Annotated in this window: 15 protein-coding genes; 4 read left to right on the top strand and 11 right to left on the bottom strand. The window is 43.3% G+C overall.

Annotated features, from left to right (window positions below; genetic code table 11):
* Positions 1-83 precede the first annotated feature (83 nt).
* The 3 genes from nth to MUCPA_RS05430 all read right to left on the bottom strand — a co-directional run bounded on the left by nth (position 84) and on the right by MUCPA_RS05430 (position 2,033).
* On the bottom strand, positions 84-845 hold the full coding sequence (nth, locus tag MUCPA_RS05440; RefSeq protein WP_008504946.1) for an endonuclease III: 762 nt from the start codon (positions 843-845) through the stop codon (positions 84-86).
* Positions 846-893: 48 nt separating this feature from the next.
* The gene (locus MUCPA_RS05435; RefSeq protein ID WP_008504945.1) at positions 894-1,091 is read right to left on the bottom strand and encodes a hypothetical protein; all 198 of its coding nucleotides are present in this window, start codon (positions 1,089-1,091) and stop codon (positions 894-896) included.
* Between the two features lie 351 nt (positions 1,092-1,442).
* Positions 1,443-2,033 carry an RNA polymerase sigma factor gene (locus tag MUCPA_RS05430; RefSeq protein WP_008504943.1) on the bottom strand — a complete coding sequence of 197 codons (591 nt, stop codon included), beginning with the start codon at positions 2,031-2,033 and terminating at the stop codon, positions 1,443-1,445.
* 241 nt (positions 2,034-2,274) lie between these two features.
* Between MUCPA_RS05430 and uvrA the strand changes: the two genes are divergently transcribed.
* From uvrA to MUCPA_RS05415, 3 genes are all read left to right on the top strand, one after another.
* Entirely contained in the window at positions 2,275-5,094 is a 2,820-nt protein-coding gene (gene uvrA / locus MUCPA_RS05425; protein WP_008504942.1) for an excinuclease ABC subunit UvrA, read from the top strand.
* A 668-nt stretch (positions 5,095-5,762) separates the two neighbouring features.
* Positions 5,763-7,400 (top strand): ABC transporter substrate-binding protein, encoded by a 1,638-nt coding sequence (locus tag MUCPA_RS05420; protein WP_008504941.1) that lies wholly within the window; start codon positions 5,763-5,765, stop codon positions 7,398-7,400.
* 135 nt (positions 7,401-7,535) lie between these two features.
* On the top strand, positions 7,536-7,784 hold the full coding sequence (locus MUCPA_RS05415) for a hypothetical protein (protein ID WP_008504940.1): 249 nt from the start codon (positions 7,536-7,538) through the stop codon (positions 7,782-7,784).
* Between the two features lie 577 nt (positions 7,785-8,361).
* Here MUCPA_RS05415 and MUCPA_RS05410 read toward each other — a convergent pair.
* From MUCPA_RS05410 to MUCPA_RS05400, 3 genes are all read right to left on the bottom strand, one after another.
* The gene (locus MUCPA_RS05410) at positions 8,362-10,884 is read right to left on the bottom strand and encodes a TonB-dependent receptor domain-containing protein (protein WP_008504939.1); all 2,523 of its coding nucleotides are present in this window, start codon (positions 10,882-10,884) and stop codon (positions 8,362-8,364) included.
* A gap of 281 nt (positions 10,885-11,165) precedes the next feature.
* A complete protein-coding gene (gene leuS / locus MUCPA_RS05405) occupies positions 11,166-14,462 on the bottom strand; it encodes a leucine--tRNA ligase (RefSeq protein WP_008504938.1) in 3,297 nt (1,098 codons plus the stop codon).
* 233 nt (positions 14,463-14,695) lie between these two features.
* The gene (locus MUCPA_RS05400) at positions 14,696-14,953 is read right to left on the bottom strand and encodes a hypothetical protein (RefSeq protein WP_008504937.1); all 258 of its coding nucleotides are present in this window, start codon (positions 14,951-14,953) and stop codon (positions 14,696-14,698) included.
* Positions 14,954-15,086: 133 nt separating this feature from the next.
* On the opposite strand from MUCPA_RS05400, the gene MUCPA_RS05395 reads away from it, so the two are divergent.
* Positions 15,087-15,296, top strand: coding sequence for a heavy metal-binding domain-containing protein (locus MUCPA_RS05395; protein WP_008504936.1), 210 nt, complete (start codon positions 15,087-15,089; stop codon positions 15,294-15,296).
* Between the two features lie 382 nt (positions 15,297-15,678).
* Here the strand turns inward: MUCPA_RS05395 and MUCPA_RS05390 are convergent, their stop codons facing one another.
* The 5 genes from MUCPA_RS05390 to MUCPA_RS05370 all read right to left on the bottom strand — a co-directional run bounded on the left by MUCPA_RS05390 (position 15,679) and on the right by MUCPA_RS05370 (position 20,384).
* On the bottom strand, positions 15,679-16,020 hold the full coding sequence (locus MUCPA_RS05390) for a TfoX/Sxy family protein (protein ID WP_008504935.1): 342 nt from the start codon (positions 16,018-16,020) through the stop codon (positions 15,679-15,681).
* Positions 16,021-16,030: 10 nt separating this feature from the next.
* Positions 16,031-16,318, bottom strand: a complete 288-nt coding sequence (locus MUCPA_RS05385) for a hypothetical protein (protein WP_040625734.1) — start codon at positions 16,316-16,318, stop codon at positions 16,031-16,033.
* A 474-nt stretch (positions 16,319-16,792) separates the two neighbouring features.
* The gene (gene cysM / locus MUCPA_RS05380) at positions 16,793-17,665 is read right to left on the bottom strand and encodes a cysteine synthase CysM (protein ID WP_008504934.1); all 873 of its coding nucleotides are present in this window, start codon (positions 17,663-17,665) and stop codon (positions 16,793-16,795) included.
* An 11-nt stretch (positions 17,666-17,676) separates the two neighbouring features.
* A complete protein-coding gene (gene epsC / locus MUCPA_RS05375) occupies positions 17,677-18,519 on the bottom strand; it encodes a serine O-acetyltransferase EpsC (protein WP_008504932.1) in 843 nt (280 codons plus the stop codon).
* 809 nt (positions 18,520-19,328) lie between these two features.
* On the bottom strand, positions 19,329-20,384 hold the full coding sequence (locus tag MUCPA_RS05370) for a hypothetical protein (RefSeq protein ID WP_008504930.1): 1,056 nt from the start codon (positions 20,382-20,384) through the stop codon (positions 19,329-19,331).
* Positions 20,385-20,519: the final 135 nt, after the last annotated feature.

Here is a 20,519-nt window from a genome sequence, read left to right as displayed (position 1 = left end):
TAATATTTTTAGAATTACTAATTTTTTTGGTAAAAAAAATTAAATTTTATTTTGAGTAAACATACCTAACCGCCTGTGGCTAATCAAATATCTTTATCCACACTGCGCTTTTTGAGCTCTTTGCTAATCAAATCGAGCTTTCGCTTCTTTTTAACATCCTCGGCTTTTTTTAATTGCTGCGCTTCGGCTTTTAGTAAAAAGGCTTCGGTATGGGTACGCTCGTAATATTTACAGAACCAGGTTAGGGGGCAAATATCACATTTGGGGCTCCGGGCAACGCAAATGTAACGGCCATGCAAAATAAGCCAATGGTGTGCTATGGCCAATGTATTTTGCGGCAGGTACTTTACCAGTTGTTTTTCAACAGCTAAAGGCGTATTGGCATTGGTGGTTAAACCGAGGCGGTTTGATACCCTGAAAACGTGTGTATCTACAGCTATAGCCGGAGCATCGTAAACCACGGATGCTATTACATTAGCAGTTTTACGGCCAACGCCAGGCATTTTTTGCAACTCGTTAATGTCCGACGGTACTTCACCGTTAAAAACATCAACCAGCATTTTGGCCATGCCTACTAAGTGTTTGGCTTTATTATTAGGGTAGCTTACGCTGCGGATATAAGTAAAAACTTCTTCGGCGCTTGATGCTGCCAGCGATTCGGGCGTGGGGAAACGCTCAAATAACGGTGGAGTAACCTGGTTGATACGCTTATCCGTACACTGCGCTGACAAAATAACCGCTATCAATAATTCAAACGGATTTGAATAATGTAATTCAGTTTCGGCAATCGGCTGGTGCTTTGAAAAATATTCAACAAAATGCCGGTAACGTTCAGGCTTTAGCATCTGCAAATATAACAAGAGCCCAGTTGATGTAAGTACTACTCCAGATATTTAACGCACGTAATTTAACGAGTGATTTAAAATACTCTGGATGGTAAATATCTTAGGGGCTGTTTCTAACCTATCCAGATCGGCGCGGATGGAGTTGTAAAATGTTGTTTCTTCCAGTCCTAAAGCCTCTATCCCTTCTTGCTCTTTCATCTCAAAGTTGTTAATTGAGTTCAAAATAGTTGTAAATGTTTCAGTCATACGCTTATGTTATCATAAAATATGAACTTAAAACGAAAGCCCTGATGAATTATTTTATTCGACCGGTAATTTTTTCATCTAAATTTCATCTTCGTTTATTAACGAAAAACTAAATCAAATATGCCTATCACCATAAAAGAATAAAGTATAAATAAGAAACGCACGGAACTTGCATTATGTTATAGGTAAATTGTTTTTTAATGCTTAGGGGGGGGGATGTGCTGGGGGGGGGCACAGCAGGTCCGGATAAAGCAGCCTACACCGGGGTGCCAAACGACACCAAAAGGATACTAAGGTTTGGCAACTCCTATAAATAAAGTTGCCAAACCTTAAAAAAGACTAAAGTTGGTATTAATTATTCAGTTTCAAGCTCGATTCTTTGCTTTGCATCATTTTACGCAGGTTGTTTAGAGCGTAGCGCATACGCCCGAGGGCTGTGTTGATGCTTACTTCGGTAATATCGGCAATTTCTTTAAAGCTCAAATCGCCGTAATGGCGCATAATCAATACTTCCTTCTGTTCCGATGGTAAAAGGTGGATCAGTGCTTTCAGGTCCTTGTGGGTTTGTTCGCGTACCAATCGGTCTTCAATACTTTCGTCATAATGGCCAAGCACTTCAAATATATCGAAGTCGTCGCCGTTATTAATAACGGGGGTGCGTTTTTCGCGCCTAAAGTGGTCAATAACCAGGTTATGGGCAATGCGGATAACCCAGGGTAAAAACTTACCTTCTTCGTTATAGCGGCCCGCCTTCAGGGTATTGATAACTTTAATAAATGTATCCTGAAAAATATCTTCGGCCAGGTATTCGTCTTTAACCAATAAATAGATGGACGTATATATTTTTGATTGGTAACGACGGATCAGTTCTTTCAAACCGCTTTCGTCGCCAGCAATGTATAGATGGATCAGATCCTGGTCACTCTGCAATTGGAAATCCATAGAAATACTACTTTAGTTCTTAATTAATAAACGAAAAATGTTAAAGTAGAGTTCTTATCTATAGGGGGATAGTTTAGTGAAACAGTATATTACTCAAATGAAATAATTATTTTAACAATTAGCAAAATAAAATGTAAAATTCTGGTTTTTAAATCAGCACTTAGCCATATTTTTGCAACCGTTAAACAAATTAGGAATATAGTTCTTATTACACAAATAATTTAGGTTTTTTAACATTTAGATGAAGATAGAAGCAGAGAAGGATTCACAAAGATATATTATTATAAAGGGAGCCAGGGTACACAATCTGAAAAATATGGATGTGGAGATACCTAAAAACAAGCTGGTAGTTATTACCGGCATGTCGGGCTCTGGTAAATCATCGTTAGCATTTGATACTTTATATGCCGAAGGGCAGCGCCGCTATGTAGAGAGCCTGTCATCCTACGCCCGCCAGTTTTTGGGTCGAATGAATAAGCCTGATGTAGATTATATCCGGGGCATTGCACCCGCCATCGCTATTGAGCAAAAGGTAATTACATCAAACCCGCGCTCAACGGTGGGTACATCAACCGAGATTTACGATTACTTGAAATTACTTTTTTCGCGCATAGGCCGTACTATCTCCCCGGTATCAGGCAATGTGGTCAAAAAGGATACCGTTACCGAGGTAGTTAATTTTATATCGGGCCTGCCCGACGATACTACGGTTACCGTGCTGTGCCCATTGCATCCACACAATAACAGAAGCCTGAAAGAAGAGCTTGCCGTTTTGATGCAAAAAGGTTTTGTAAGGGTAGAATATCGCGGCAAGCTGGCTCGGATTGAAAGCATGCTCGAGGATATTGAAGTTGGCAACGAGACGCTGAAAGATGATGAATCGTTGCGGATTGTGATTGACCGGATTACCAAGAACAACGAGGAGGAAACCCTGAGCCGTGCCGCCGACTCGGCACAGACTGCTTTTTTTGAAGGCAAAGGGGACTGCTATGTACGCTACCAGGAGCCGGATGGCGAAACGGAAAACGAGCGCTTTTTTTGCGACAGGTTTGAGCTGGATGGTATCCGCTTTGAAGAGCCATCGCCTAATTTTTTCAGTTTCAATAACCCGTACGGCGCCTGTAAGCGCTGCGAAGGCTACGGAAAGATCATTGGGATTGACGAGGACCTGGTTATACCCGACAAAAGCAAAACCATATACGAAGGTGCCATTGCGCCGTGGCGCGGCGAAAAAATGCGAGAGTGGAACGATAAGCTGGTAAAGGAGTCGTTAAAGTTTGATTTTCCTATCCACAGGCAATATAACCAGCTCACCGAAAAACAACAGCAGCTTTTATGGAAGGGCAACAAACACTTCCGTGGGCTGGATGAGTTTTTTAAGGAGCTGGAAGAGCAAACTTATAAGATACAATACCGGGTGCTGTTATCCCGCTACCGCGGAAAAACCAATTGCCCCGAATGCAAGGGCAGCCGCCTTCGTCAGGATGCATCGTACGTAAAGATTGACGGCAAATCCATCACCGATATTGTGTTGATGCCCTTAGATAAAGCCTTTGAGTTTTTTCGCGATTTAAAATTGAACGAACACGATTTAACTATAGGCAAGCGTTTACTGCTCGAAATTGTAAACCGCTTAAACTTTTTAAACGATGTAGGCCTGGGGTATTTAACACTCAACCGCTTATCCAACACCTTATCGGGGGGAGAATCTCAACGGATTAACCTGGCTACTTCCTTGGGCAGTAGCTTGGTAGGATCCATTTATGTGCTTGATGAGCCCAGTATCGGTTTGCATCCGCGCGATACCCAGAAATTGATTGGGGTGTTACAATCCTTACGGGATGTAGGCAATACCGTAATTATTGTGGAGCATGAGGAGGAAATTATGCAGGCCGCCGATTACCTGATTGATATTGGCCCCGAAGCTGGTACACATGGTGGCGAATTGATTTTTACCGGTACCTATGATGAAATATTAAAGGATAAACTGAGCCTTACCGGCAAGTATTTAAGCCGGAGGGAGGAGATAGCCATACCGCAGCACCGTCGCCCATGGACAGATTTTATTGAGATAAAAGGCGCCCGCGAAAATAATTTGCAAAACGTGGATGCCAAATTCCCTATTGGTGTACTTACGGTAGTTACCGGGGTATCCGGCTCTGGCAAAACCAGTTTGGTAAAGCGTATACTGGCGCCTGCTATTCAAAAGGCACTGGGCAGTTATACCGGCGAACAAACGGGGAGCTATGACAGCATTGAAGGCGACTACCGCAAAATTGAGCAGGTTGAACTGGTTGATCAAAACCCGATAGGCCGCTCATCGCGCTCCAATCCGGTGACTTATGTTAAAGCCTGGGACGAGATCCGTAATCTGTACGCGTCACAAACGGTGGCTAAGGCAGCAGGTTTAAAGCCATCTGCATTTTCGTTTAACGTGGAAGGCGGTCGTTGCGATACCTGCCAGGGCGAGGGCGAGGTGAAAATTGAGATGCAGTTTATGGCTGATATCTTTCTGACCTGCGAAACCTGCGGCGGGAAGCGGTTTAAACAACATGTGCTGGATGTAACCTATAACGAAAAAAATGTAGATGATGTGCTGAACATGACCATTGATGAAGCCCTTGATTTTTTTGCCAAGGAAACCAAGATCATCAATAAAATAAAACCTTTGGTTGATGTTGGTTTAGGTTATGTACACCTGGGCCAGTCGTCAAACACATTATCCGGTGGCGAGGCGCAGCGTATCAAGTTGGCATCGTTCCTGGTGAAGGGCAACAACGCCAACAAAACCCTGTTTATATTTGACGAGCCTACAACGGGTTTACACTTCCATGATATTAAAAAGCTGCTGAAATCGTTTGATGCGCTGCTTGAACATGGCAATACCATCATCGTGATAGAGCACAACATGGACGTAATTAAGTGCGCCGACTGGGTAATTGACATCGGGCCCGAAGGTGGCAACAAGGGTGGCAAAGTTGTTTTTGAAGGCGTACCCGAAAATTTAATTAAGCAAAAGGGATCATATACCGGGAAATATTTGAAAGAGAGGTTTAAGTAGTAGGGGGGAGTTGTTGGGAGTTTACAGGTAGAGAAAATAAAATCGAGATATAACGAAGCGCTCTCTATGTTTACGAGGTGGACTTACAGGGCCGCTCTGCCTATGTAGAGATTGCTTCGTACCTCGCAATGACGATTTGGTGTTGATTATCAATTGCTTATTGTTTCGTCATTGCGAGGAGGTACGACGAAGCAATCTCTATGCTATACAGGGTGGACTTACAGGGCCGTTCTGTCTGTGAGAGATTGCTTCGTAACTTATAATCATGTATTGTTAAGGTGTCGATTATCAGCGCGTCTATTTTTGCTCTTATAATCAGTATTCTAAATTTAGAACATCGGCCCGCTCAAACGCCGCGGGAAGGGCTTTGTTCTTTTTGTCTTGACACAAAAAGAACCAAAAAAGTCAAGACTGCCCGATCCTTCCGCCCGCGAGGCCAGCTCCCGGCCCGGCGTGCAGTCAGGGCCATTGCCCGCTCTTGCCTGTGCTCCAATAATTACCGAAGGTTCAAACGTCCTATTTTTTTCTGACTACCAGGATCGATTACTCCGGGGTACCACTTTAGCGCACAAAAAAGGGGTGTCATGTTGAACTTGTCGAAGCACGGTGTGGTGCTTTTCTAACATCGCTCCTATTTCCATTTTCCGCTTTTTTATTACATTTAAGCAATGAAAGCAACATTTCTGTATCTCATACTTATCTTCACCGGCACCATCGCTTTTACATCCTGCAATACCAACACCGGCGGTAATAAAAAAACAACATTCAACATCAACCTCGAGGATGGCTTAACCTCGCTCGACCCGGCTTTCGCGCGTAACCAGTTTGCCATGTGGCTGGATAACCAGATCTATAACGGCCTGCTACAAATTGACGATAGCTTACACCTGAAGCCTTGCCTTGCCAAAAGCTGGGATATATCGGCAAATAATACCTTATATACCTTCCATTTACGCAACGATGTTTATTTTCAGGATGATCCGCATTTTAAAAATGGTATTGGCCGCCGTATGGTTGCCGCTGATGTGGTATACAGTTTAAGCCGGTTGATAGACCCCAAAGTGGCATCATCAGGTTCCTGGATTTTTAGTGATAAGGTACAGGATAGTCATGCTTTTAAGGCTGTAAACGATACAACATTTCAAATTCAGCTAAAGTTCGCATTCCCGCCCTTGCTGGGCATGCTCACCGGGCAGTACTGTTCGGTAGTGCCTCAAGAGGTGGTTGAATTTTACGGTAAGGATTTTCGCAGCCATCCGGTAGGTACTGGCCCTTTCAAATTTAAGTACTGGAAAGAGGGAGAAGTGCTGGTATTGCTTAAAAACGAAAAATACTGGGAAAAGGATGAGCAAGGGAATCATTTGCCTTATCTTGACGCGGTTAAGGCCTCGTTTATCAGCGATAAGCAAACTGCCTTTATGGAGTTCATTAAAAAGAATATCGACTTTTTTAATGATATCGATGGTAGCTACCGCGATGATATTTTAACTAAATCGGGCATCATCACTAAAAAGTATCAGGGCAAATTTCAATACAATTCTCGCCCTTACTTAAATACCGAATACTTGGGTATGCTGGTTGATAGCTCGATCCCGATAGTAAAAAAATCTCCTTTGAAATTTAAAAAAGTACGGCAAGCTATCAATTATGCTATTGACAAGCAAACTATGCTCAAATATCTGCGTAATAATGTAGGTACGCCCGGTTATGCCGGTTTTGTGCCGAAGGGGATGCCGGGATACGATGATGAGAGGGTAAAAGGATATAGGTACGATCCCGACAGGGCAAAAAAGTTGTTAGCCGAAGCGGGTTATCCGGAAGGTAAAAACATGCCCGAAATTTTACTGAGCGCCACCACCACCACCCGCGACCTGATTGAATTTATACAAGGCGAATTAGGTAAAATAGGTATCCGCACCCGGGTGGAGATTACCCAAAGGGCCAGCCTGCGCGAACTGATCGCTAAAAATGGCGTTAACTTTTTCAGGGGTACCTGGATAGCCGACTATCCGGACGGCGAAAATTACCTGTCGGTATTTTATTCAAAAAACAAAATACCCTTTGGGCCCAATTATACGGGCTTTAACAACCCGCAATTTGATGCTCTATTTGAGAAGGCTTATACTGCGGTTAATGATACCGAGCGTTTTAAACTGTACCAACAGATGGATAATGTTATTATGGAGCAGGCGCCTATCGTGGTTTTATATTATGATAAATTGGTGAATTTGTACCAGAACAATATTACCGGCTATAGTAAAAACGCCGAGAATTTATTGGTGCTGAAACGGGTTAGGAAGTTGTAGCGCTAATGAAAAATGTCGAATAGAGCCAGCATGCCTCCGTGCGATTGTTTCGTTCATTATAATGATACCCTCTTTTTTAGTGCGCGCAAGCTGTCATCCTGAGTATCCGATCCGGCCAGCCGGAAAAAAACGGGGATGACATTCGAACCTGTAAGCTGTTTTGCGCAGATAAGAAAAGTGCGCAAAGGCCTGACTGCACGCCGGGCCGGGTTTGGCCTGTGGGCGGAAGGATCGGGCAGTCTTGACTTTATTCACCTGTGTTTGTTTTTAGGTGTTCATGAGCTCCCTACGGTCGGTTTTTGGTTCTTTTTGTGTCAAGACAAAAAGAACAAAGCCCTTCGCGCGGCGATTGAGCGCGCCGATGCTATAGATTATGAATACTGATTTTCTGAGCAAAAATTGCACATTGATATCAGTGCACTAATATGATGCATACTTAACGCTTTTAGGAAATCCCTCCTTGCGTCGGGATGACAAAACGGAGAGTTAAATAGTATTGAAAATCAACAATTTAAGAATATGTCATTATAAGCCTGTCGAAGGACGTGCGCATGGCCCCACCCGGGATGCTGTTTCAGCACACGGTTGTAAGAGTTTAGATAAAAAAATTAACTTAAGTTAGCTTAGTACGCGAAGAACACCCGCAGATGCCCGCCGCACATGCTTCGAGGGGCCTCAGCATGACACCTCTTTTTTTTGATCCAGAAGTCCAACACTTTCTTAACCCTTTGGTGCGTGAAAGCTGTCATCCTGATACTTCGTCAAGGTCAGTAGGTAAGCACGTGCGGCATGGCCATGTACGCCATATCTATTGAAAAACACCATAAATGTCAAAAGTCTTTGGCTCTAAACCCGCACGGATTAGAACTAAAGACTTTTGGCGCATTACTCTCTAAAACTATTGAAATCTAAATCTTTCAACTCATAACCTCAAGCCTCCCGGCTCAAGACTGTAAAAAGACTAATTCCTGTTATTTGATTCAGTTTCCTTCAGGTCATCGTTGTTAACACCTTTCTTTTTCTTTTGAGTAGGATCGTTTGGATCAGCAAAACTTACCTTACCGAAGCTATAGCTAAATGTTAAACCGAACGAGCGGAAAGGGAACACTACGTGGCTGCTTTGTACCAAATGGCTGCTTGCAATATCGGTATTGAAGGTTTTATTCTCGGTAAACGGATCGTAACTATTGATACCAATGCTTGCTTTTTTATCCATGAATTGCTTTTTAACGCCTATTATCCATAAGTTGAACGATTGACCCGGCCCCTGTATGGTGCGGCGGGGCGAGTTGAGTATTAAGATACTTTCGGCCTGGAAACCGTTTGTAAGGCTCACCGAGCCCATTAGGAAGGCATTATACTGAATATACGTACCGTTTTGCGATTGATCTGCAGTAAAGCTGCCCGTAGGGTCTGGCTTGTAGGTATAAGCGTTAATATTGCCACGGACGGTTAATATTTTAATGGGATTTATTGAGCCGAAAAAGCTTGCGCCCCACGAGTTATTAGTACCAATGTTGCGGTAGGTGGTTAAAGTATTATGCAGGTAAGTTAACGGAGTTGTATTAAGTATAACGTTATAATCAACGTTGCCCTGCGAAATACTTTCGATTAGGTTATTGGTATTTTTATAATATACCGAAGCGTTGATCATGGACGACTTAATAAACGTGGTATAGGTGAACTCTACCAGTTTGGTTACCTCTGGGCTCAATTGAGGGTTGCCTTGCGAGTAAGACTGCCTGCTGGTGGTGTTAACAAAAGGGTTTAAATATTGCAGACTCGGCCTTTGGATCCGTTTGGTGAACGTTAATTTAAGTGTTTGATCCTTAATGGTTTTTGTGAAGGCTACCGTTGGGATATAGGTGTTGTAATTTTGTGTAAACGGCTGTAAACTAACGGTAGTGTTTTGCGGATCGCCGTTGATCTGCGTATTTTCAAGACGGCTGCCCAATTGTAAGGCATAATTTTTTGGCAGCGTAAATGTGCCTACCACATAACCGGCATAAACATTCTGGCCGTAATTATAATTGTTGGATGTACGTGCATTGTAAACAAAATTATTAGGGTTATCTGTGTTTATATTGTTTGATACGCCATCATAATTATCAAACTCACTCTCGATGCGGCGGATAATGGTTTTGCCACCCGCTTCCAGTTTAAACTTATCGTTAACCGGCAGGGTATAATCGGCCTGTAAGGTATACTCGTTATTACTGCCCTTATTATAGGATTGCAAATCAGGTTGTGCTACAATAGAGTACAAGGACAATGAATTATAATCAGTGGTGCCATGGCTCCATTGGCCGGCAATATCAATCTGGTGACCTTCTTTTTTAAACTTGTGCACATAATCATTATTCCAGTCGAAGTTGCTGGAGGTGGTTTTTCCATTGCTCAATCCGAGGTAGTTTTGGTTTACATTCGGGCTGGTATAAAAGTTACTTGATGTTCCGTCATTTGTAAAGCCAAACTTCATTACGGCTATAGACGAGGTAAAGCTGTTAAAGTTATTAAAATCGTAACTAACCGAGCCGGAACCACGGCCGCTATAACGGCCTATTTTACTGGTGGCATCCGAGCCGGAGTTTACGTTGCTGGTATCAATGTAAGTGCGTTGGGTTATTAAACTGGTTTGGGGCCAGGTAAAGTTGCCACCAAAATTAGCGGTAATGCTTAAGCGGTTTTGGTTGATGTTAAAGTTCAAATTTCCATTGTTTTGGCGGGTACCAATACCACCGCTTACAGATGCGCTTACGCCAGACATGTTACTTTTTTTGGTGATGATGTTCAGAATACCGGCTGAACCTTCGGCATCATATTTGGCCGATGGAGAGGTAATTACCTCTACGCTTTTAATCTGATCGGCAGGGATGGCTTTCAACACATCCGCCACGTTGTTTGACATGGCTCCCGATGGTTTGCCATTAATCAGGATCTTCACATTCTGATCACCACGTAACGATACGTTTCCATTAATATCAACCGATACCATCGGTACCTTTTGCAAAACATCTGTGGCGTTACCCGAGTTGATAATTTCTTTTTCAGCATTATAAACCAGTTTGTCAATCTTAGTTTCGATCACGTTGGACTGGCCGGTAATTTGCACTGCTTTTAAGGCTTTGCCCGATGGCGCTATAAAAACGGTGCCCATATTGAAATCGGGCTTCTCGGGCGTGGTTACTACCGGGTCGATAGTTTTGTTAGGATAGCCAATAAAGGATACCACAATTTTCCATTTCCCGTTTTTAACTTCGTTTAATTTGAAACTGCCTTTTTCGTCGGTTAAAACACCGTTAAGAGGAGCCCTGCCACCGCTGCGGTAAATAGAAACGGTAGCGTAATCCAACGGTTTCCTCGTGATGGAATCGATAACAATTCCGGATATTTTACCAACCACACCCGTAGTTCCACCTCCCAATTGGGCTTTAACAGCGGTAGTGATCAGCAATATAATTATAAGGGTAAAAAGTTTTTTCATTTTTATATTTTGATTATTAGAGGCAAAAATAATTTAATTGTTACAGCTTGCTCAACAAAATATTGTCACAATAGCATTGATGAACCGGTATTTTTAACAGGATGTTAATCTTAAGCCCATGCTAAAGCGCAAGAGGTAAGCCTTAGCTAATCTATTGCGCTTTTAATTGATATTATAAAATACCCTTGCGTAAATATTTGCTGAGTGTTATACGGTGGCAACATTTATAAACAAAAAATGCCCGCATTGCAGGCATTTTTGATTAAGGTTTCTCTGCCGGTTTAGATTACGATATTGACAATGCGGCCTTTTACAACAATTACCTTTTTGGGCGTTTTACCCTCCAGGTATTTTTGAATATCGGCATTGCCCAATACCATGGCTTCCACTTCGGTATTTTCCAAACTAAGTGGTACGTTTAAATTCATACGGGTTTTTCCGTTGATAGAGATTGGATAAGCAAACTCGTTCTCAATTAAATAAGCCGCGTTAAATTTAGGGTAAGGAGCATACGATAAAGTACCGGGGGCATTACCAAGCAACGTCCATAACTCCTCGCAGATATGCGGCGCATAGGGCGAGAGGATGATCACCATGTCTTGCAAAATAGAGCGCTTGTTGCATTTAAGGTCGGTTAACTCATTAACGGCAATCATAAAGCTGGATACCGAAGTATTGAACGAGAAACGGTCTATATCTTCTTCAACCTTGCGGATGATTTTGTGTAAAGATTTTAACTCCGCTTTAGTAGGTGCCTCATCTGATACCTTAAAATCCCAGGAATCGGTATGGAACAAGCGCCAAAATTTACGCAGGAATTTAAATACGCCTTCAATACCGTTGGTGTTCCAGGGTTTGCTTTGCTCTAACGGGCCCAAAAACATTTCGTACATGCGTAGCGTATCGGCACCGTAACGAGTTGCAATGTCGTCGGGATTTACAACGTTATAATAACGTTTAGACATTTTCTCAACTTCAACACCACAGATATATTTACCATTTTCCAGAATGAAGTCTGCATTTTCAAATTCAGGACGCCATTGTTTAAATTTCTCGATATTTAATATATCGTTCTCTACAATATTAACATCAACATGGATTGATGATGTATTGTACTGATCTTTTAAGCCAAAAGAAACAAATGTATTAGTGCCGCGGCCGTCATTATCTATCAGGCGGTAAACAAAATTGCTGCGCCCCTGTATCATCCCCTGGTTAATCAGCTTTTTAAAGGGTTCTTCTTCAATCACCAAACCAATATCCTTTAAAAACTTATTCCAAAAGCGGCTATACAATAAGTGTCCGGTAGCGTGTTCGCTTCCGCCGATGTACAAATCAACATCTTTCCAGTAGGCAATCGCTTCTTTTGAGGCAAACTCATTGGGGTTTTGCGCGTCCATATAGCGGTACCAGTACCAGCTTGAGCCGGCCCAGCCAGGCATTGTGCTTAATTCGTACTCGTAAGCAAATCCAGCCCCAGGGGCTGCTTTGGGTTTGTATTTCCAATCCTCGGCTCTTGCCAAAGGTGGTTCGCCGCTTTCTGTGGGCAGGTATTTATCAACTTCGGGTAGTATCAAAGGCAATTCGCTTTCTTCGATCAGATACGGCAGGCCATCCTTAAAATAAACCGGAACAGGCTCGCCCCAGTAACGCTGGCGACCAAAAATGGCATCGCGCTGGCGGTAATTGATTTTGGCGCTGCCCATGCCTATTTCTTCCAGTTTGGCAATAACGGCAGTGGTGGCTTCTTTGCACTCCAGGCCGTTGATAAAATCCGAATTAATATATTTACCTTCCTTGGTAGGGTCGGCTTCGGTTTCAATGTTTTGGGAATCCAGTATCGGGATGATCGGCAAGTTAAAATGCTTCGCAAACAGGTAGTCCCGCTGATCTCCTGAAGGTACGGCCATCACCGCGCCGGTACCGTAGCCAGCCAGCACATAATCGGCTATCCAAATCTGGATCTTGTTTCCGTTTAAGGGGTTAACCACGTAGCTTCCGGTAAAAGCACCCGAAATGGTTTTGGTATCTGCCATACGGTCCAGTTCCGATTTCTTTTTGGTTTGTGCTATACAGGCATCAATTGCGGCCTTATGCTCGGGCGTGGTCAATGCCTGAACCAATTCGTGCTCAGGGGCTATCACTAATAGGGTAACACCAAAAATGGTATCCACACGGGTGGTGAAAACTTCAATAAAAGAAGCCTCACCTAAATCCTCTCCAAAGGAGAGGACTTCAGAATCTTGCTTTTCGTCAATTTTTCTGTCGGCCTGCTTATCAAGCTTAGTTTTTATGGCCTTGACAACGTCTTCCGGATTGCTTAAAACTTCATTATTGCTAAAACGAATAACGTCAAATCCCCAATCATTCAAAACTTTTGTCCTAAGTTCATCTTGTTCTTGAGTTTCGATATGGTATCCACCATCAACTTCGATAACCAAGCCCTTGCCTAAACAAACAAAATCAGCAATATAACCATCAATAGGGTGCTGTCTTCTAATTTTGTAACCAGATTGATTGTTCCTGAGTAACTGCCACAGAATATTTTCAGCTTCTGTTAAGTTTTGGCGATTGGAGCGCGAGTTAGCTTTTAATATCTCCCACAAATTTTTATCAGCAGTTTCATAACCGAAGCTGCTTGTTTTTGGGGCTATTTCTTTTGAAGTTTTTTCAACTCCCTCTCCTTTGGAGAGGGCCGGGGTGAGGCGGAATTTCACCATTGCGCCAACGCTTTTGCCAATCCAGTTGCGTTGCATCTCTTTTAAGGGCTCGGGCCAGTCAATATGGTCGAGTCCCTGCAAAAGGCGCTCGGCATAAGCAGTAATGCGCATGCTCCACTGCATCATTTTCTTTTGCTCAACAGGGTAGCCTCCGCGTTCTGAGAATCCGTCCTTCACCTCATCGTTGGCTAAAACAGTACCCAAGGCGGCGCACCAGTTAACGGTACTTTCGCGCAGGTAGGTTAAGCGGTATTTTAACAATTCGGTTTGCTGCTCATTGTGGCCCATGGCTTTCCATTCGTCGGCGCTAAAGGTAGCAGTATCATCGTCGCTTACCGCTTTGATACCTTTTGAACCGGCGGTTTCAAAATGTTGTATCAATACATCGATTGATTCAGCTTTATCAGCCTCCTTATTATACCAGCTGTTAAACAACTGCATAAAAATCCATTGGGTCCATTTATAATAGTCGGGCGAACTGGTGCGCACCTCGCGGCTCCAGTCGAACGAGAAACCGATCTGGTCCAGCTGGCGGCGGTAGGTAGCAATATTATCTTCGGTAGTAATGGCAGGGTGCTGCCCGGTTTGTATGGCGTATTGCTCGGCGGGTAAACCAAACGAATCGTACCCCATAGGGTGCAATACGTTAAAACCCTTTAAGCGTTTGTAGCGTGCAAAAATATCGGAAGCGATATAACCAAGCGGATGCCCCACATGTAAACCTGCCCCTGAGGGGTAAGGGAACATATCAAGAACATAGTACTTAGGTTTGGTTGACTGGCTATCAGCCTTAAACGTTTGATTGGCCGCCCAAAACGACTGCCATTTTTTCTCGATGTCTTTAAATTGATAATCCATTTCGCTTTTTTCCGAATGAAGTGCGAAAATAGTAAACTTTGTGTAATTAGGTAGGGGTTTAGTTGCGGGTTATTGAGTTAATAGTTATTATGTTATTGGGTTAATCGTTATTGAGTTATTGGTTACTGGGTTAATCGTTATTGGGTTGTTAGTTACTGGCAACTGGAATAGTGTGATTACAATAGATTCAATAACTGAGTAACATAATAACTCAATGACCCATCAACCAATAACTACTTCTTCACCGGGTTAACAGGTTGCTCTTCGTTCTCGTGCTTTTGGGCAACATTGTCGTTTTTACGCTCATCGGCGTGATATTCTTTGTCGGATTTTTTAACAACACTTTTATGCCCGTTATCTACGGGGCGTTTGGTTGGGGTATCTGCCGGTGATGGTTTGTCTTTGGAGTTGGCGCTTTTCATGGTCGATTGTTTGGTACATTTAGTTAACCATTCAACTAAAAAATAGTTTGATTGCAGGTTATATATCATATTGTTTAGCCTTGCGATGGTATGAATTTGTGCATTGTATTTAAAGGTGGGTAATTTTCAATAATGCAAATACATCGTAAAAAGCACGAACGATAAATCTGGTTTTGTGGAAACAACAAATTAAATTAGCGGCATGAAAATCATCATCATGTTAACGAGCCTGTTGATACTCGTTACAGCCTGTAACAGCAACCAGCCAGTCTCAAAAGCCGATACCCTGTCTGCAAAAAAAGTAAACGGTATCCAATACACCTGCCCCATGCATCCTGCGGTAGTGAGCAGCAAACCTGGTACCTGCCCCAAATGCGGTATGGAGTTGGTTGAAAAAGACGACAGTAAATGAAAATTATATTTGGGAATTGTTCTTTATGATGATGTCTTCTTAAATATTTGATTATCAGCGTATATATTTTGCTTCGATAATCAGTGTTCTTAACTTAGAGCATCGTCCCGCTCAATCGCCGCGGGAAGGGGCTTGTCACTTTTTGTCTTGATACAAAAAGTAACCAAAAACCGACCGTAGGGAGCTCATGAACACCTTAAAAAACAAATAAGAGGTGAATAAAATCAAGACTGCCCGATCCTTCCACCCGCAAGCCAAACCCGGCCCGGCGTGTAGTCAGGCCTTTGCGCACTTTCTTTCTGCACCTGACAATCTACAATGTTCAAAAGTTATCCGTATTTTTGCCCGTTGTCCGGGTCCATTACTTATAATGAAGCTTTAGTTACTTTTTGCTCGATTTAGCTAAAGGGTTAAATTCGAGCGCAAGTTTAACCCAATAATTTAGCTCCTGGGGGCTGCTCAGAAACTCATCTATCACAAATACATAACCCTTCATGCCCCTGCCTTCGCGGGCCATAGGTACAACACCTTCTTTTTCGAGGGCATCTTCAAAGATGGCAGGGTTAAGGCGTACCAGCATCCGGTCTTTATTAACACCCACACAAATTTTATCGTCCACCAGGAAACACAATCCCCCAAACATTTTTTTTTCTTCCACGCGTTCTTCTCCCGAATCGGCTATGATTTCGCGAACGCGGTTGGCAAGGGTTTCGTTATAGGCCATGCTGCTCAATTTATTTTCTAAACTTCTTTAATCTTCTCGCGCGCCTTTTTTCGTCCGGGTCCGGTTTACTTTCCATCTGGCTTAACTGGTTAATGTATTCTTCCGGTAATTGCTGCCAGCGGGCAAACGTGACCAGCTTTTCCTGGTACCAGTCATAAGGTAATAAATAATTGCTTACGGCATGCGGCCTGGAAATAAAAACATAAGCTTCATAAGTTTTACCATCAGCGCCGGTACAATTCAGCGGAACAAGTTCCAGGTGCTCAGCCCAGTCCTGGTTTGGGTTAAAAACCCTCAAGCGGTCCTCTTCACTTAATTCTATCAGTATTCCCCAAACGGCAGCATTTGGGGGGCAACACGGGCTACATTGGCTTTTGCCGAATCATCAGCGCCGATCTTGTTAAAAACAAATTCGTATCCGGGTAAACAGGCTACCCCCCAGGTTTTTTGCCGACGGAATATGAGTGGCAAAATCCTCAAAGTACATGTTGGATGCGTATGCAAATAGTATCATGATTGCCGATCTTTTAAATAAAAATAAGAATTATGACGAAAAAATGCACTAAGCAAATTATGTTATCCGAATGTTCAAAGATAGCCAGGTAAGTAAAGATGCTTGACCACTGATTTATGCCTTTAGCGGTTAAAATGAATTGGCCACCACAAGGCCTGTACGGTACGGTAAGATGAATGTTTAATTTATGCTGACGACTCACAAATAGTGAATCATCAGCATTGAAATATCCGGTCGGTAAGTGATTTGTTAATTTGCTTATCCAAACAAGGTACTGCTCAAATACCGGTCGCCACGGTCGCAGGCGATGAACACGATGATGCCCGATTCCAGTTCGCTGGCTAACTGTATAGCCGCAGAGCACGCGCCACCGCTGCTCATGCCAGCAAATACACCTTCGGTTCTGGCTAATTTGCGGGCCATTTGTGTGGCATCTTCTTCCGAAATATCCATCACGCGGTCAACCCGCGAAGCGTCAAATATTTTAGGCAGATAGGCCTCTGGCCAACGGCGTATGCCGGGAATAGACGAGCCTTCAATGGGTTGGCAACCTACAATCTGGATATCGTTATTTTTTTCCTTTAAAAACCGCGAGCAGCCCATAATGGTTCCGGTGGTGCCCATGGCACTCACAAAATGAGTAATGTGGCCTTCGGTATCGCGCCACATTTCGGGGCCGGTGGTTTTGTAGTGGGCCATATAATTATCCGAATTGGCAAATTGATTCAGCAAAAAGAACTCGCCTGTGGCACCTTTTTCTTCCGCATAATCGCGGCAGCGCTCAATGCCATCCAACAGGGTAACCTTGGCTCCAAAAGCTTCCATAGTGAGCGTGCGCTCACGGGTGGAGTTATCGGGCATTACCAATTCAATTTCCAGGTCAAACAGGCGGGCTATCATGGCTAAGGCTATGCCGGTGTTGCCGCTGGTAGCTTCAATCAGTTTCATACCGGGTTTGATCTCGCCGCGTTCTATTCCACTGCGGATCATATTCAGCGCGGCGCGATCTTTTACGCTGCCACCCGGGTTATTACCTTCCAGTTTGGCGTATATTTTTACATTGGGGTTGGGGTTCAGTTTGCTGATCTCAACCATTGGCGTATTACCTACCAGATCTATAATGCCTGCCATGTTATGTCGTTTTAAAGTTCGCGTTTTAATACCTGGATATCGGGTTTATGATATACCCTTGAGCCAGCGGGCACACTTTTGGTGAGCCATACATTGCCCCCTATAATACTATCCCGGCCAATAACGGTTTCGCCGCCTAAAATAGTAGCGCCGGAATAGATCACCACATTATCTTCAACCGTAGGGTGGCGCTTGGTAAAGGCCATATCCTTGCTTACACTTAAGGCGCCTAAGGTAACACCCTGGTAAAGCTTAACATCTTTACCTATAACACAGCTTTCGCCAATAACGATGCCGGTACCGTGGTCGATATGGAAATATTCCCCGATAACAGCTGCCGGGTGAATATCAATGCCGGTTGTTGAATGCGCATGCTCCGTTAATATGCGGGGCAGCAGGGGCACTTTTAGCTGGTAAAGGCAATGCGCCAGCCTGTAAAAGCAAATGGCATAAAAGCCGGGATAAGCGCGCACCACTTCAAATTCGCTTTGCGCGGCCGGGTCTCCTTTAAAAATGGCCTGGATATCTGTATTAAGCAGACGGTACAATTCGGGGATCTGCTCAAAAAATGAATGCGCCACCTTATCATTATCGCAATCGCGACAGGCTTGGGTGGCATCTAAAATTTCGCAAAGTTCCTGCTCTAATTTTGCAAATTCAGCCTCCAGTTGTTTAACGGTGGTATAGGCCTGTCTTGAATGTTCAGGATAAAGCAAGCTGATAATTTGCAGCGCCCAGTCTGACATTTGTTTGTTAGAGGGCACAGCCTCAATAAATTGCTGCTTATTAAAAATATGCTTGTAAAATTCCTGATCCATTTTGCCGTAATTTCCTATCTCCCTTATAGGGAACATAGAATTATACCGCAAGTTTATAAAAAAGAATGTTGTTTGTGTGTAAAAAGGAATTTTGTGTTGGGTGGGATGATGAAAAGATTTGCGGTTATTGGTTCTGTTGATAGTAATAAAAGAAAAAAGGGGGGGCGACGAGGCAATGACGCTTGGTGGAGGTTATTTATGCTGTGGTAATCAGTTAATTGAAAAAAAAACGTCATTGCGAGGAGGTAGGACGAAGCAATCTTTATGCTATACAGAGCGGCTCTGCGAGTTCGCTCTGCCTAAGTAGAGATTGGTTGGTAAGTTATAATGATTTCTTTTTAAGTTATTGATTATCAGAACGTATATTTTGCTCTAATAATCGGTATTCTTAACTTAAAACATCGGCCCGCTCAAACGCCGAGGGAAGGGCTTTGTTCTTTTTGTCTTGACACAAAAAGAACCAAAAAAGTCAAGACTGCCCGATCCTTCCGCCCACAGGCAAACTCCCGGCCCGGCGTGCAGTCTGGCCTCTGCGCACTTTTCTTTTTGCGCAAAACAGCTTACAGGTTTCGAATGTCATCCCCGTTTTTTTCCAGTTGGCCGGATCGGTTAATCCATAATCGCTTGGTGAAAGTTGTTTCTGTTTTGGTAATCAGTAAGTTGAAAATAAAAAAAGCGTCATTGCGAGGACGAACGACGAAGCAATCTCTATGCTATACAGGGCGGAATTGCATGGCCGCTTTGCCTGTGTAGAGATTGCTTCGTACCTCGCAATGACGCTTGGTGAAGGTTGTGTGTTGCTGCTTAAAGCATTCGCTTAACGCCTCAAAACTTCAGTAAACTACTTACTGATACTGAATGTAATTCGGATTCGGTTTTAATTTTAAAACCTCTTCAGGTGTCATCATGTGGTGAGGCGCTTTTTTAATGTCGTTTTTGTAAAACAACTTAAAGCCGGTAAACTGTACAGGTTCGCCGTAAACAAAATAGCGCCAGGTACCTAACTTTAAATCAGGTTCGCCCCATCCGTCCATGTCCATTACCAATTGTACTTCGGGATGTAATTTAATGCTCTTGTAGTTAGTAACCATTTTTTTAGTAAAACGGTGAACCACCAGGATTTTTGGAGGAAGGTGATATTTTTTTACCATGCTGGTTAAGAAGCCCGATACGTAATTAATATCTTCGGCATCATAAGTACCAATTCTTTTGCCGGGTTTGCTTCCATCCTTCATCGAAAATTCCGGGTCCATCCCAAAGTGTACTTGTGGCATGGCCAGGTACTTTTCAAATAAAGGCAACTCGGCATGTATGTTGCTCAAAGCTACCTGCACATCTAAAAATACAATAGCGTTTATCTTTTTTGCCAATACCAGCACGCTGTCAATTTGTTTAAAAGGCATGCGGTAACGGTATTTACCATCTTTACCGGCATCACCCTGGGCTACTACGGCAATATAATGCAAAGCTGGCTGAACCGGGGTTTTAGGATCTGCCTTTGCCCAGTGTTTGCATTCGCCTTGTAGTTTGGCCAACATTTCTTTAGGTGGTATCTCGCCTAAAATACCCATCTTTTTGGCATATAGGTTACCGTAAAACGCAACTACCCTTTTAAATGGAAGTATGGCGCCATCAAGCGGGTAAGGGGTGTTTTTTACCGGCCATTTGCCTGTGGTATCGCCATGGGCGATGTAGGTCATTTTAGCATCGTAGTCGGCTTTGTTAAGCGGCGGATAAACTACTTTGCCGGTATCTGCCGCGGCAGATACTTCTGGCTTCGCCGTGCTGGCAGCCGTTGTGGTTTTGGTTGTCGCCGCCGATTTTGTGTTTCCACCACAATTGGTAAAAACAACTGTAAAGGCCGAAAGCGCGAATACAGGTAGGATGGTTTTTAATTTCATTTTTTTTTAGATATACAATGGCCAGGCCCGTGCAATATAGCACCATTCCTGTTACCATCGTGTTTAAAATTTTCAACAGTGATTTTGCCGTTCACAAAAACGTATTTAAAGCCTTGCAAAAAAGCATGCGGATAT

Source organism: Mucilaginibacter paludis DSM 18603 (genome assembly GCF_000166195.2).
GTDB lineage: Bacteria > Bacteroidota > Bacteroidia > Sphingobacteriales > Sphingobacteriaceae > Mucilaginibacter > Mucilaginibacter paludis.
The sequence above is the reverse complement of the archived record's forward strand: the minus strand, read 5'-3'. Positions and strand labels throughout refer to the sequence as shown.